Origin of the sequence: Corynebacterium sp. HMSC06D04 (assembly GCF_001807315.1) — a bacterium.
In the GTDB taxonomy this organism is placed as follows: domain Bacteria; phylum Actinomycetota; class Actinomycetes; order Mycobacteriales; family Mycobacteriaceae; genus Corynebacterium; species Corynebacterium simulans.
In genome coordinates, this window is record NZ_KV788535.1 from 31,498 (window position 1) to 44,770 (window position 13,273).

The window sequence follows — 13,273 nt, forward strand, 5'->3', positions numbered from 1 at the left end:
CAGTAAACCGTTAGCGCAGCAACTAAAGGGTCACGTTCTATGCGTGGCCCTTTCGGCTTTTCCTGCACGCGGCTCAGTGCCGCCAGGCATGCTCGTAGGCAGGTTGGCTGCGCACGCGCATGAGTGCGCAATCAGTGCGAGATCCTACCCATTAAAGAGATGCGGCTTCTGCGACCGCAGCGAGTGCTAGCGCCAATTCCAAGTCGCTGAGGTGGCCAAAGCCCAATACGACTCCGTTCGGTGCTTCCTCTCCGCCCCAGTAATCAGCTAGTGCAGTAAGTCCGATTCCCTGTTCCGCTGCCCGTGTGACCACCGCTGCCGCTGGGCGTTCGCAGAGCAACACAGCGTGCAGACCACCGCGAATTGGTAGCAGCTCGACGCCAGGTAGCGTGCGGAAGGTGGCGGTGACTAGGTCACGGCGGCGTCGGTAAGCGCGGCGCATTTTGCCGGTGTGACGGCGCAGCGCACCGCTGGCCATAAACCCCGCCAACGCATCTTGGGTAATAGAGCTCACGGGCTGCCCAAAAAGCTGACGCTGCTGCACAAGCGGCTCGCGCAGGTGCTCCGGGACGACGAGATATCCACAAGCGATGGTCGGGGAGATCACCGAGCTAAACGTGCCCAACAGCGCCGTGTGCTCGGGCTCGAGGGCAGTCAGCGCGGGCAAAGGTTGGCCTACGTAGCGCAGTTCGGAGTCGAAATCGTCCTCAATGATGAGTACCCCCGTCTCCCGTGCCCACCGCACCAGCTCCGTTCGACGAGCAGCCGAGAGGGAATCGCCGTACGGATATTGATGGCTCGGAGTGACGATGAGCGCATCTAGGTCCGTTAGCGGAACACGCACACCCTCTGAATCGGTAGGTACTTCCACGAGGGTATGGCCTAAAGCCTCCGGTACCTTGCGCAGACTGGGATAACCCGGCGATTCCACGCCAATACGCAGCTGCTTAGCGACGCCCCGCAATAACAACGCAAGCCCCTCACGCGCACCGGCGGTGACGAGGATGCGATCCGGATCTACCGCAAGGCCGCGCATGTGGCGGAGGTGGTGACCGATTTCTTGGGTTAGAAGGGGAGCGTTGGCAAGCGCGGCGGCGTTGCGCCAGGCAGCACGCCATTCGGGGGTGATGAGGCTCGTTGTATCGGGTAGGCCGGGGGTTAGCTCCACCCGGTTGAGGGGCGGTGGGGTGTGCGATTTCGGGGCGGTCGCGGGGGCTTTGGTGGGGTGGAGGCGAGGATTGATGCGGGTTCCGGAGCCGGTGCTTGCGATGAGGTAGCCCTCGGCGATGAGTTGATCGAAAGCGGTTACCACAGTTCCGCGCGAGACGCCTAGCTGCGCCGATAAGGTGCGGGTTGAATCTATCTGCTCGCCTGGCAGCAGTGCGCCAGTGGCAACCATCTCGCGGATGGCTGCCGCAATCTGCACTGGCAGCGTCCGCGAATCGTCCGGGTCGAGGCCTAAATTCATATCCTCATCTTAAAGTGGTCTAATCCAAATGGCCTAGATTGGACCTTGTTGTGGACCACTTTATGCGGTTCGATGATTCGCATGGCTGAAAACAAGACTGAAAATACTTCCAAGATTGCAACCACCCGCGTCAAGCGCGGCCTCGCGGATATGCTTAAAGGCGGCGTCATCATGGACGTCGTTACCCCGGAACAGGCAAAGATCGCCGAAGATGCTGGTGCTGCCGCCGTCATGGCCTTGGAGCGTGTGCCAGCGGATATCCGCGCGCAGGGCGGCGTCGCTCGTATGTCGGACCCAGACCTTATTGAGGGAATCGTTGATGCGGTTTCCATCCCGGTGATGGCAAAGTCTCGTATTGGCCACTTCGTTGAGGCGCAGATCCTGGCCGAGCTCGGTGTGGACTTTATTGACGAGTCCGAGGTTCTATCTCCGGCCGATTACGTCAACCACATCAACAAGTGGGACTTCGACGTGCCTTTCGTCTGCGGTGCTACCAACCTGGGCGAAGCGCTGCGCCGTATCACTGAGGGTGCTGCGATGATTCGTTCCAAAGGCGAAGCCGGTACCGGCGACGTCTCCGAGGCAGTAAAGCACCTGCGTACCATTCGTGGCGAGATTGCCCGCCTACAGCACCTGGATCGCGATGAGCTTTATGTCGCAGCCAAGGAGCTGCAGGCTCCGTACGACCTTGTCGCAGAGGTGGCAGAGACCGGTAAGCTGCCGGTCGTGCTCTTCGTTGCCGGTGGTGTCGCAACGCCTGCCGACGCCGCACTCGTCCGTCAGATGGGCGCCGAGGGCGTCTTCGTCGGCTCCGGTATCTTCAAGTCTGGCAATCCGGCTGCTCGCGCGGAGGCCATCGTTAAAGCGGCCACGCTGTATGACCAGCCAGCTGAGCTGGCGAAGATTTCCCGCGGTCTCGGCGAGGCGATGGTAGGCATCAACGTGGCTGACGTTCCGGCTCCGCACCGTTTGGCTGAACGTGGCTGGTAAGACAGATACGGCGGAAAAGGCGGATAATGCGGCGAAGCCTGGCAAAGCGCTGACGATTGGCGTGCTGGCCTTGCAAGGCGGCGTCGAGGAGCACGTGGCGATTCTGGAATCTCTCGGCGCACACGTAACCCGCGTGCGCTTGCCCCGGGAATTGGATGGCCTTGATGGCATCGTGCTTCCAGGCGGCGAGTCTTCCACCATCGACCGCCTTGCCCGCGCCTTCGAGCTCGCGCAGCCGCTTCGCGACGCCATCCGTGCCGGCCTACCCGTCCTCGCCACCTGCGCCGGACTGATTTACTTGGCCCGTGAACTGGAGAATCCGGCGCCTGGGCAACAGAGTCTCGGTGTACTTGACGTCGTCGTGCGCCGCAATGGATTCGGGAACCAGCGCTTCTCTGAAGAGCGCACTGTGCCCGTGCGCTTGGATGAGGAGGAGCTGGCTGTGGAGGCGTCTTTCATCCGCGCGCCTATCGTTACCTCGCATGGCACAGGGGTGGAAGTAATTGCCACCGTTCCTGAGAGTGACGGAACTCCAGTTGTCGTGGGAGTACGGGAAGACAACGTCATCGCTTTGAGCTTCCATCCAGAAGAAAATGGCGATGACCGCATCCACGCGCGATGGTTGGCAGGCTTAAGCGTGTAGCTATAAACCGTCAGATAGCTGCGAATTTGACCATCCTGGGCGCCAAGGCGTTGTGGCTGGTAGAAGGCCTGGGTAGCTTGATGGCTATGAGCCTTAAGACATACCTTGCAGCACTCAGCCGAGGCGTTGACCTCGTCGCTGAGTGCGAAGGCATGTCTGCCGCACAGCTGATTTCTTTAGGTGCCACGTCTGCTGATGCCGCCGAGCTTCTGGCGCTACACAGCACCTATTTTGGGCCGACGTCGTTTAGCAAGAAGCAACGCACCGCCGTTGCACACGCGCGAAACCAGCAGCATAGCCTGAGCACCCTGCGGCGCATCGAACATTTTGTTTCGCGAGTTAAGAAGAAAGTCGCGGCGTGGAATTTGCGCGTCGAACTCTGCGCGGCGGCGTCGCCAGAGGTAGAAAGGCTCGCGCGCAAACGCTTGAAGGAGATGCAGCCGCCGCGGGTAGCATCTGAACGTGCTACTTTGCGCCAGCACCCCAATGGTCTGGCCACGCTGACTGTCACTGGTTCTTCGATGGGAATTACGGATGTATTCAAAGGCATCGACCAGTCTCGCCCCGGCGCGAGCTTCTTGGAATCGCAGTCCGAGGGCGGAGTGCGCACGCAGGCTACCACGATGGTGGTAGTCCATCTCGAGGATTATTGCGAGCTGCAGCGCGGTAATGGTCGCGATGATGGCGATGTTATTTTGCGCACTACCTCCGGTGCCACAATGACTGGTGCGGAGTATCTTGAGCGTACTTTTTCCGGCGAGGGATTCGTTACCCTGATTAGCCGCGAGGAAGGGCCGGTGGATCTATACCGCATGTCGCGCTTTGCTTCGCCGAAGCAGCGAAAGATGTTGTCAGCAGAAAACCCCACCTGCGCCTGGCCGGATTGCAAAGTTCCGGCTGAGCGTTGCCAGATACACCACATCGAGCCTTGGGTCCACGGTGGCGAAACCAACGTTTCAAATATGGTTCCGCTGTGTTCCTACCACAACGGTGTAAACGGCGATGACCCGAATGCGCCTCCCGAACGCGGGCGCATGCTCCGCATCGGCGGGCGGGTGGCATGGCAGCCACCGTACGAAGCTCCGCCTACCTTCGTTACCTAGCAGTAACCCAGCTGTAGTTGCCAGAACTAGCGCAATCGCTTGGGCGATTGCGCCTACACGCATGCCTTAAGCACCAGCGAGGCCGCGGCGCTTGAGCAGCGGCTCGACGTCCTTGTCTCGGCCACGCAGTTCGCGGTAGGTTTCGGTGAAATCGCGCGATGCGCCCTTGGACAAGATGAGCTTGCGGAATTTCTCGCCAGCTGCACGAGCTTGCTCGTCCGAGTCACCGGCGCCTTCTTCCTTGAACCAAGAAAATCCATCGGCGTCGAGGACCTCGGCCCAGAGGTAGGAGTAATAGCCTGCAGAGTATCCGCCGGCGAAGATGTGGTTGAAGTACTGGGAACGGTAGCGCGGCGCGATAAGCGGGTTGTTCAGCCCGGCCTTGGCTAGGGCTTGCTTCTCGAACTGCGCAACCTCCGCCGCCTTGAGGTCTGCGGTTTCGTCGAATGAAAGCGAGTGCCACGCCAAGTCCACAATCGAGGCCGCTAGGTATTCCACCGTGGCAAAGCCCTGGCCGAACTCGCTGGCTTCCGAAACTGCCTGCAAGAGTGCATCGGGGATGACCTCGCCGGTATCCACGTGGCGGGCGTAACGCTTCACCAGTGCCGGCTCCAATGCCCAGTTCTCATTAATCTGCGAGGGAAACTCGACCCAGTCTCGGGGGACGTTTGTACCTGCGAAAGTGGGGTATCGGACATCCGAGAGTAAACCATGCAGCGCATGGCCAAACTCGTGGAAGACGGTGCGCAGCTCGTCCAAGCTCAGCAGCGGCTGTGAACCATCGGCTGGCTTGGTAATTCCCATGACGTTCACGATCACCGGTTTGTGCTCCAGCAGACCTGCCTGACCCACAAACTCGCTCATCCATGCCCCGCCGCGTTTGGTGGGGCGGCCGAAGTAATCAGTGACAAACAGGCCGATGCCATTGTCCTTGTCCGTTGCGGGATCCTGGCCCTCGTCGAAAACCTCCCACACGCGCACGCCCTCGGCATATCCCTCCAAGTCATCGCGTGGGACAACCACGATGCCATAAAGACGATTTGCAGCAGCGAATACACCTTCCTCCAAGACCTGTTCGAGTGGGAAGTAATTGCGTAGTTCTTCCTCGTCCAGCGCGAAATCACGGGCACGCACCTGCGACTCCCAATATGGCCAATCCGCTGCGCTAAAGTCCTCATCGCGCAGGCTCGCTGCCTCGGCGAGCAACTTCTGTTCACCTTCTGCGTTGGCCTCAGCCGCAGGTGCTAGTTGGAAGAGCATATCGCGAGCCGCCTGGGCGCTTCCGGCAGTTTCTTCAGAGATGACATAGTCGGCATGCGAGGTAAATCCTAAAAGTTCCGCGCGCTCGGCACGTAGCTGTACGGCCTCGATGAGACCTTCTGCGTTTCCTTCGCCGCGGCGAGCAGACGCCTCATAAAGCTTCGCACGAGCCTCCGGCTGCACGAGACGGGCCTGCTCCGATTGCACAGTTGGCAGCTCTAGAGGAATCACGAAGCCTTCACGACCCAGAGCTTTTGCATCCGCGCTCGCGGAGGCCTTCCTCTCCTCCGGCAGGCCCTCCAACTCCTGTTCCGTGAGCTCCACCGCGAGTTTTCGGGTTGATTCCATCAGCGTTCGGCCGAATTCCTCAGACAGAGTCGAAAGACGCTGATTGATTTCCGAAAGCCGGGCCTTGCTTGCGGAATCTAAGTCCGCGCCTTTGCGAGCGAACGTACGCAGCAAATGAGCATATAGACGTTGGGATTCCTCGTCCTTGGGCGTGTCTACGCCCACTTCCTTCAAACGGGCGTAGAGAACCGCATTTTGATAGATCGCATCTTGATGGGCGGAAAGCTCTGGCCATAGCTGCGAACCGATGGCCTCCATACCGTCGGTGATATCGGTTCCGGAGAGATTCGCAAAGACAGCAATGACGCGTTCCAGGTCTTGTCCGGAGCTCTCTAGTGCTTCGACGGTGTTTTCCCACGTCGGGTCGGCGGGATTATCTACGATGGCGGCGATTTCGGCATCATGAAGCTGAAGAGCCTTGTGAAAAGCCGGGAGGAAGTGTTTTTCTTTAATCTCGGCAAAAGGTGGCAATTGGTAGGGCAGAGTAGACGGAGAAAGTAGTGGATTACTCATAAGTGAGCAATGTACCCAATAAGGGGCTGAAGCGGAGTGATTTGACTCTCACGCGACGTAAGGGAGTGAAATTTTGGTATGAGCATACACATGGAAGTAGGCGAAGCCGCAGAATTTCTGGGAGTCAGCGTACGTACTCTGCACTACTGGGAAGAACGCGGACTTGTTATACCGAACGCTCGTACGTGGTCTAACTACCGGCTTTATTCGGAGCAAGACATCGCACGGGCGCAAAGAGTTGTGGTCTACCGCGCTACGGGGATGCCGCTTAAAGATATAGCTGCGGCCCTGGAAGCGGGAGATAGTCCGGTGGAACACCTACGCCGCCAACAGGCGATGCTCATGGAAAAACAACGCCGCCTTGATGAACAAGTGCGCGCACTCGATGCCCTTTTGGAGGAAACCATGAATAACAACAATCTCTCGGTTTCGCAGATTGCGGCAGTGCTTGGCGATAGTTTCGCCGAACACCACGCCGAAGCCGAAGAAACCTATGGCGATACGGAAGACTGGGCTATCTCCCAGCGCAATGCAGCCCGCCGCAACGTGGCAGACTGGGAAGAGCTTAAGCAACGCCATGAAAAACTCGAGCGTGAGCTAGCCGCTGCTTGTACGGCCGGAATGGACCCCGCAGCGCCGGAAGCTTTACAGCTGGTAGAGCGACACCGCGAATTGTTAGGTGAGCACTTTCCGGTATCGAAGTCCAAACATGTGCTTATCGCGCGCGGCTACACCGCCGACGAGCGTTTCCGCGCTCACTACGATTCCCAGGCGCCAGGTCTTGCGCAGTGGCTCCAAGACGCGATTAACGCCGCCGCACACGCCGCGGGAATCGACCCAGACACCGCGCAATGGCGTTAGTGATGCTCAAACGCACCAAGCAAGCCTAAGCGCTGAGCTCAACTCAGCGCCGTACTCGAGCAACAAAAAGGCTCCCCTCCGTAAGAGAAGGGAGCCGAATTGTTACGGTTTACTTCTTCAGACCGTCAATGATCTCGTTGAAGGCAGCAACCGGGCGCATGACGGAGGAAATCTTTTCCTCGTCCGGTGCGTAGTAGCCGCCCAGATCAGCTGGGGAGCCCTGAACATCGAGCAGACCCTGCTGGATCTCGTCCTTCTTAGCCTCGAGTGCCTCAGCAACCGGCTTGAAGGTCTCGGCCAGCTCAGTATCTTCGGTCTGAGCAGCCAGCTCCTTCGCCCAGTTGAGGGTCAAGTGGAAGTGAGAACCACGGTTGTCGTTCTCACCGACCTTACGGGACGGGGAGTTGCCCTCGTCGAGGAGGGTCTCGGTGGCCTTGTCGAGGGCGTCGGCAAGTACGCCTGCCTTAGTGTTTCCGTGCGCATTGAGCTCGTGGCGGAAGGACTCAGCCAGAGCAAGGAACTCGCCCAGGGAATCCCAGCGCAGGTGGTTTTCTTCCTCAACCTGCTGAACGTGCTTCGGAGCGGATCCGCCTGCACCGGTCTCGAAGAGGCCGCCGCCAGCCATCAGCGGAACCACAGACAGCATCTTTGCGGAGGTGCCGAGCTCGAGAATTGGGAACAGGTCGGTGTTGTAGTCACGCAGCACGTTGCCGGTGACGGAGATGGTGTCTTCGCCCTTACGGATGCGCTCGATGGAGATCTTGGTTGCCTCGACCGGGGAGGCGATGGAGATATCCAAGCCCTCGGTGTCGTGGTCTTGGAGGTACTTCTCAACCAAGGAGGTGATGTTGCGGTCGTGTGCGCGCTCCGGGTCCAGCCAGAAGATGGTCTTCATGCCGGAAAGGCGAGCGCGGTTAACAGCCAGCTTGACCCAATCCTGGATCGGAGCATCCTTGGTCTGGCAAGCGCGCCAGATGTCGCCTGCCTCGACGTCGTGCTCGATGAGGACGTCGCCAGCGGAGTTAGTCAATTGCACGGTGCCGTTCTCCGGCACCTTGAAGGTCTTGTTGTGGGAACCGTACTCCTCAGCCTTCTGAGCCATCAAGCCGACGTTCGGAACGGTACCCATGGTGGAAGGATCGAAAGCGCCATTCGCCTTGCAATCATCGATAACTGCCTGGTAGACGCCAGCGTAAGAAGAATCAGGGATGACAGCCAAGGTGTCCTGCTCTTCATCATTCTTGTTCCACATGTGGCCGGAGGTGCGGATCATGGCCGGCATGGAAGCGTCGATGATGACGTCAGATGGGACGTGCAGGTTGCTGATGCCCTTAGCGGAGTTGACCATAGCCAGGTCCGGACCATTTTCGAGAGCAGCGTCGAATGCGGCCTTGATCTCTTCGCCATTCTCGAGGGACTGCAGGCCCACGTAGATAGCGCCAAGGCCGTTCTCACCATTGAGACCAGCGGCCTCAAGCTGCTCGCCGTACTGTGCAAAGACATCAGCGAAGTAAGCACGCACAACGTGGCCGAAGATGATCGGGTCAGAGACCTTCATCATGGTGGCCTTCAAGTGAGCAGAGAAGAGAACGCCCTCTTCCTTAGCGCGTGCAACCTGAGCCTTCAGGAACTCATCCAGAGCCTTTGCGGAAATGAAGGTGCCGTCAACAACCTCGCCCTTTAGAACCGGCAGCTTCTCCAACAGGACGGTCTCAGTGCCGTCCTCAGCAACGAGCTTGATGGAAAGGGTGTCATCCTGCTCCAGGATGACGGACTTCTCGTTGTGACGGAAGTCGTTATCAGACATGGTGGCCACGTTGGTCTTGGAATCAGCAGACCAAGCGCCCATCTTGTGTGGGTACTTCTTCGCGAAGTTCTTCACTGCGATGGGAGCGCGGCGGTCCGAGTTGCCCTCACGCAGCACCGGGTTCACAGCGGAACCGGTAACCACAGCGTAGGCCTCCTGCGCGTCCTCGTAATCCGGGACGTCGTAACCTGCAGCCTGCAGCTCAGCGATTGCCTTCTTTAGCTGGACGAGGGAAGCGGAGATGTTCGGCAGCTTGATGATGTTAGCTTCCGGAGTCTTAGCCAGCTTGCCCAGCTCAGCGAGGGCGTCTTCGACCTTCTTGTCGCCGAGGCGCTCCGGGAACTGCGCCAGGATGCGGCCGGCCAGGGAGATATCGCGGGTTTCTACCTCGATGTCTGCGGTGGAGGCGAAGGCCTCAACAACCGGCTTGAAAGAGTAGGTTGCAAGCAGCGGAGCTTCGTCCGTGCGGGTCCAGATAATCTTTGCCATGATTCTCCTAATTAAAACGTGAAAATGTTTCGACCTACCAGAATACCTACTTAGTATTCGCGGCGTTGACGACCACCCCTCAGAGACCCCACGCTTCCAATATCCCATGAAAGACACAGCCGAACGGGGCACGCCGGCCTCTTTAACCAGCAATCGACGCATACGCTTGACGACGCCGCTTTCTCCCGCAATCCACCAATACGCATCGCTTGCAGCGCGCTCGCCTAGTTCTTCACCGGAAGAGGAATAGGCGGGGGTTTCCCAGAGGATTTCGCGCTCCACGACGCTGCTTAAGGAGTTCGGTTGTAAGTCTTTATCGGCAGGGGCGGGAGAGGGAAGACCTGCGAGGTGGGCGAGGGCGCCGATAAGTGAGGCTTCGTCGTGCGGGAGGAATTCCACCTTGACACCGGCTGGAGCAGCGAGTGCTTGGGCATCCTGGAAGTAGGGCACCGCAATGTGCACGGTGCCGGTCAGCCCCGCCGGCCATTCGTCGAGGATGCGGGCGATTGCAGGCAGTGCGGTTTCATCGCCCAGAATGTGGATTTCGCGGGACTCGCCGGGCTGGAATTCGATGCCGGGGCCTGGGGCGTCGGTGGCGTGGGGAGCAATCACGTAAATGCTATCGCCGGGTTTGGCCGCGTGTGCCCAAGAAGATGCTGGCCCGGTTTGCCCAGGGGCAGTATGCAGGACGAAGTCGACGGTGAGGATGCCGTTTTCGCGGTCTAAATCGCGTACAGAATATGTGCGCATCGCTCCGCGGGTAGCCGGGTCGAGCTTTTGCCAGGAACTGAACCAATCTTCTGCGGCAGGCAGTTCAGGCAGGCCGGCAGGGCCGGGGATGATCAGCTTGATGCGCAGATCGTGGATCGCACCTGCAGGGCCCATTTCTTTCAATCCAGACAGGCGTACGCGTTGAAAGCTTGGCGAAATCCGCGTGGAGTCGACGACGGTCGCGCGGAATGGTTGATAGGCCACTTATTTCACCCTCCTTTTCCCAATCGGCATGACAGCCGGCAGCCCCGAGACTGGATCATCAACGATGACCGAGTCAACACCGAACACGTCGTGCACGGTCTGGTGTGTCAAAACTTCCTGCGGGGTGCCTTGAGCGTAGACCGTGCCATCTTTAACAGCGATGAGCGCATCGGAGTACCGGGCAGCCAAGTTGAGGTCATGGATGACCATCACGATGGTGGTGTCATGCTTTTCGTTCAAGTCCACCAGCAGGTCGAGGACTTCGAGCTGATGCTTGATATCGAGATAGGTGGTGGGCTCATCCAAGAGCAAGATGTCGGTGCGCTGGGCTAGTGCCATGGTGATCCACACGCGTTGGCGTTGGCCGCCCGAGAGCTCATCGATGGAGCGCTGCGCCAGGCTGGCGACGCCCGTCAGCTCCATCGATTCTTCCACAATTGCGTAGTCTTCCTGACTCCAGCGGCCAAGCAGCCCCTGGTGCGGAGTACGCCCGCGGCCGATGAGGTCCGCGACCACGATTCCGTCCGGCGCGATTGGTGATTGCGGTAGCAAGCCCAGCGACGTGGCGAGCTGTTTGGTCGGGATGTCGGCAATCTCCTTACCGTCTAGGAAAATGTCGCCGTGTGTTGGCTTTAGCAGGCGGGAGAGCGAACGTAGGAGGGTCGACTTACCGCAGCCGTTTGGGCCGACGATGGAGGTTATCTTTCCTGGGGCGAGCGAGAGGGATAGATCGCTTAAGATGTCGTGCTCGCCGTAGCTTAGGGTGATTTCCTGCGCGGAAAGTTGTGCTGATTGTTTCATTGTGGCGACGGTGTCCTAACGGTTGGTACGGGTAAGCAAATAGATAAGGAAGGGAGCGCCGAGCGCACCGGTGACGACTCCGACCGGATAGCGGGTGCCGAAGAAGTATTGTCCGGCCATGTCCGCAGCAAGAACTAGGATGGCGCCGATGGCACCGGCGGGAGCGATCATCGAAGGTCCCTGACGGAAAAGCCGGGTGGCGATTGGCCCTGCCATAAATTCCACGAATGCAATGGGGCCTGTCGAAGCGGTGGCCACTGCGATGAGGATGACCGCACCGACAATTGCCGTAACGCGTACAGCGTTAAGGCGGAGGCCGAGTCCGACGGCGAGGTCGTCGCCAAGCCGTAGCACGTTGAGTTTGTGGCCGAGCATAACCATGACCGGCGCGATGACTACTACCGCCACGAGGAGGGGGAGGCCACGCTGCCAAGACATGGTGTTGAGTGAGCCCGTAATCCACCGTGTGGCCGTGGGCAGGTCATAAGACGGTGCTTTCGATAGCACGAAGTTCGTCCAGGCCTGCAAGATTGCGGACATACCGATGCCGATGAGAATCAGGCGGGTGCCAGTAAAACCTGACTTGAGCGACAACAAATAGATGGCTCCGGCAACAGCGAGGGAACACAGCAGCGACCAAATCGAGACTGTGGTTTGGGAAGCATTGAAAAAGACGATTGCCGTAATGCCTGCGGCTGAGGCGCCGGAGGAGATGCCGATGATATCCGGCGAGGCTAGCTGGTTGCGCAGCATGGTTTGGAAGGTCACACCGGCGATGCCGAAAGCGATTCCTGCAGCCACGGCCACGGTGGCCCGCGGCAGGCGTAGTTCGCCGACGGTAAAGGAAGCGCCGGGAACGGTCTCTCCGAGTAAGACCTGGAGGATCTTCTGGGGGCCGTAGAAGGTCTCGTCAAACATGAGTCTGGCGGCCCACAACACTACGATGAGAGCGATGAGCGCGCTAAGGCACCAGGCAAAAGAACGAGTGCGGGCACGGCGCTGCTGCTGGAGTGTTTGCATTAGAGATCACGCACCTTTGTGCGACGGACGATCCAAATAAACAATGGCGCTCCGATAAGCGGGGTGAGGATTCCGACGGCAATCTCGCTGGGGCGTGCGACGATGCGGCCCAAAGTATCGGCTGCGACGAGCAGGAAGGCGCCGGCGAGGCCGGTCATCGGCAGGAGAAGTCGATGGTCGGTTCCTAGGGCCAAGCGCATCACGTGCGGGACGATAAGTCCCACAAAAGCGATGGGGCCGGCGAGCGCCGTGGCCGTGCCGCACAAGATGACTGTCCCGACAACGGAGATTAGGCGCGCACGCAGGACGTTGATGCCGAGGCCGGTGGCGACGTCGTCGCCAAGCGCAAGTGCGTTGAGCGCTGTCGAACAGGCCAACACGATGACAAGACCCAGCACTAGGAAAGGCAGGGCCATAGCGATATGCGGCCACTGGGCGCCGCCAACGGAGCCAATTTGCCAGAAACGGAACTGGTCCATGACATCGGTGCGGGGCAAAAGCACGGCGCTGACCAAGCTCGAGCAGGCCGCGGCTGTAGCGGCGCCGGACAGCGCGAGCTTTAGGGGAGTAGCGCCTCCGTGGCCTAGGGAACCGACGAAATAAACAAACGCCGCGGCCGCGAAAGAACCGATGATGGACACAATCATCGTCGGAACAGGGCGCGAGAGTCCGAAGAACGCGATACCCACGACCACAGCGAGGGAAGCACCAGACAGGATGCCGAAGATGCCGGGGTCGGCGAGGGGATTGCGGGTCATGGCTTGCAACGTGGTGCCCGACATGGCGAGTGCAGCTCCGACGAATAGTGCCAAAACGGTGCGGGGCACGCGCAAGTAGGCGGCGGCCTCACTGGCGGTGGCAGTGGAACCGCTAAGCGCTGAGAGGGCGTCGGATAGGGAAATCGTGCGCACGCCAAACATGACCGAAGCCACCACTGCGGCAACAGTGGCGGCCAATAGTCCGATGCTGACGGCGGTCTTTTTAGCCGTCATGGA

10 protein-coding genes and 1 pseudogene are annotated in these 13,273 nt (G+C 59.4%); 4 read left to right on the forward strand and 7 right to left on the reverse strand.

The features are described from left to right. Positions 1–151: 151 nt before the first annotated feature. A complete protein-coding gene (locus HMPREF3155_RS04540; RefSeq protein WP_070432693.1) occupies positions 152–1,468 on the reverse strand; it encodes a MocR-like pyridoxine biosynthesis transcription factor PdxR in 1,317 nt (438 codons plus the stop codon). An 81-nt stretch (positions 1,469–1,549) separates the two neighbouring features. Here HMPREF3155_RS04540 and pdxS point away from each other — a divergent pair, with 81 nt between their 5' ends. From pdxS to HMPREF3155_RS04555, 3 genes are all read left to right on the forward strand, one after another. Further along, entirely contained in the window at positions 1,550–2,458 is a 909-nt protein-coding gene (gene pdxS / locus HMPREF3155_RS04545; protein WP_061920831.1) for a pyridoxal 5'-phosphate synthase lyase subunit PdxS, read from the forward strand. 49 nt (positions 2,459–2,507) lie between these two features. Further along, positions 2,508–3,101, forward strand: coding sequence for a pyridoxal 5'-phosphate synthase glutaminase subunit PdxT (gene pdxT, locus HMPREF3155_RS04550; RefSeq protein WP_070432702.1), 594 nt, complete (start codon positions 2,508–2,510; stop codon positions 3,099–3,101). 86 nt (positions 3,102–3,187) lie between these two features. Beyond that, positions 3,188–4,204 carry an HNH endonuclease signature motif containing protein gene (locus tag HMPREF3155_RS04555; protein ID WP_062039135.1) on the forward strand — a complete coding sequence of 339 codons (1,017 nt, stop codon included), beginning with the start codon at positions 3,188–3,190 and terminating at the stop codon, positions 4,202–4,204. Positions 4,205–4,270: 66 nt separating this feature from the next. Here HMPREF3155_RS04555 and HMPREF3155_RS04560 read toward each other — a convergent pair whose 3' ends face one another. Further along, complete coding sequence (locus HMPREF3155_RS04560; protein ID WP_070432694.1) at positions 4,271–6,325, reverse strand: M3 family metallopeptidase; 2,055 nt, start codon at positions 6,323–6,325, stop codon at positions 4,271–4,273. 78 nt (positions 6,326–6,403) lie between these two features. Between HMPREF3155_RS04560 and HMPREF3155_RS04565 the strand changes: the two genes are divergently transcribed. Further along, the gene (locus tag HMPREF3155_RS04565; RefSeq protein ID WP_062035786.1) at positions 6,404–7,186 is read left to right on the forward strand and encodes a MerR family transcriptional regulator; all 783 of its coding nucleotides are present in this window, start codon (positions 6,404–6,406) and stop codon (positions 7,184–7,186) included. A 109-nt stretch (positions 7,187–7,295) separates the two neighbouring features. Here HMPREF3155_RS04565 and HMPREF3155_RS04570 read toward each other — a convergent pair whose 3' ends face one another. The 5 genes and pseudogenes from HMPREF3155_RS04570 to HMPREF3155_RS04585 form a co-directional block, all read right to left on the reverse strand. Further along, positions 7,296–9,482 carry an NADP-dependent isocitrate dehydrogenase gene (locus HMPREF3155_RS04570; protein ID WP_070432703.1) on the reverse strand — a complete coding sequence of 729 codons (2,187 nt, stop codon included), beginning with the start codon at positions 9,480–9,482 and terminating at the stop codon, positions 7,296–7,298. A 99-nt stretch (positions 9,483–9,581) separates the two neighbouring features. Next, positions 9,582–10,457: pseudogene (locus HMPREF3155_RS13280) on the reverse strand (siderophore-interacting protein); the annotation flags it as partial. Then, entirely contained in the window at positions 10,458–11,258 is an 801-nt protein-coding gene (locus HMPREF3155_RS04575) for an ABC transporter ATP-binding protein (RefSeq protein WP_061920704.1), read from the reverse strand. It abuts the pseudogene before it with no gap. A gap of 15 nt (positions 11,259–11,273) precedes the next feature. Further along, a complete protein-coding gene (locus HMPREF3155_RS04580; RefSeq protein WP_062042088.1) occupies positions 11,274–12,278 on the reverse strand; it encodes a FecCD family ABC transporter permease in 1,005 nt (334 codons plus the stop codon). Further along, a complete protein-coding gene (locus HMPREF3155_RS04585) occupies positions 12,278–13,270 on the reverse strand; it encodes a FecCD family ABC transporter permease (protein WP_070432695.1) in 993 nt (330 codons plus the stop codon). The genes HMPREF3155_RS04580 and HMPREF3155_RS04585 overlap by 1 nt, the downstream gene beginning before the upstream one ends. Between the last annotated feature and the right edge of the window lie 3 nt (positions 13,271–13,273).

Bases quoted from the DNA above. Each gene is read 5' to 3' on its own strand.
- HMPREF3155_RS04575 (WP_061920704.1), bottom strand. From the start codon at position 11,258: ATGAAACAATCAGCACAACTTTCCGCGCAGGAAATCACCCTAAGCTAC.
- HMPREF3155_RS04540 (WP_070432693.1), bottom strand. From the start codon at position 1,468: ATGAATTTAGGCCTCGACCCGGACGATTCGCGGACGCTGCCAGTGCAG.
- HMPREF3155_RS04555 (WP_062039135.1), top strand. From the start codon at position 3,188: ATGAGCCTTAAGACATACCTTGCAGCACTCAGCCGAGGCGTTGACCTC.
- HMPREF3155_RS04580 (WP_062042088.1), bottom strand. From the start codon at position 12,278: ATGCAAACACTCCAGCAGCAGCGCCGTGCCCGCACTCGTTCTTTTGCC.
- HMPREF3155_RS04560 (WP_070432694.1), bottom strand. From the start codon at position 6,325: ATGAGTAATCCACTACTTTCTCCGTCTACTCTGCCCTACCAATTGCCA.
- HMPREF3155_RS04570 (WP_070432703.1), bottom strand. From the start codon at position 9,482: ATGGCAAAGATTATCTGGACCCGCACGGACGAAGCTCCGCTGCTTGCA.
- pdxS (WP_061920831.1), top strand. From the start codon at position 1,550: ATGGCTGAAAACAAGACTGAAAATACTTCCAAGATTGCAACCACCCGC.
- HMPREF3155_RS04565 (WP_062035786.1), top strand. From the start codon at position 6,404: ATGAGCATACACATGGAAGTAGGCGAAGCCGCAGAATTTCTGGGAGTC.
- HMPREF3155_RS04585 (WP_070432695.1), bottom strand. From the start codon at position 13,270: ATGACGGCTAAAAAGACCGCCGTCAGCATCGGACTATTGGCCGCCACT.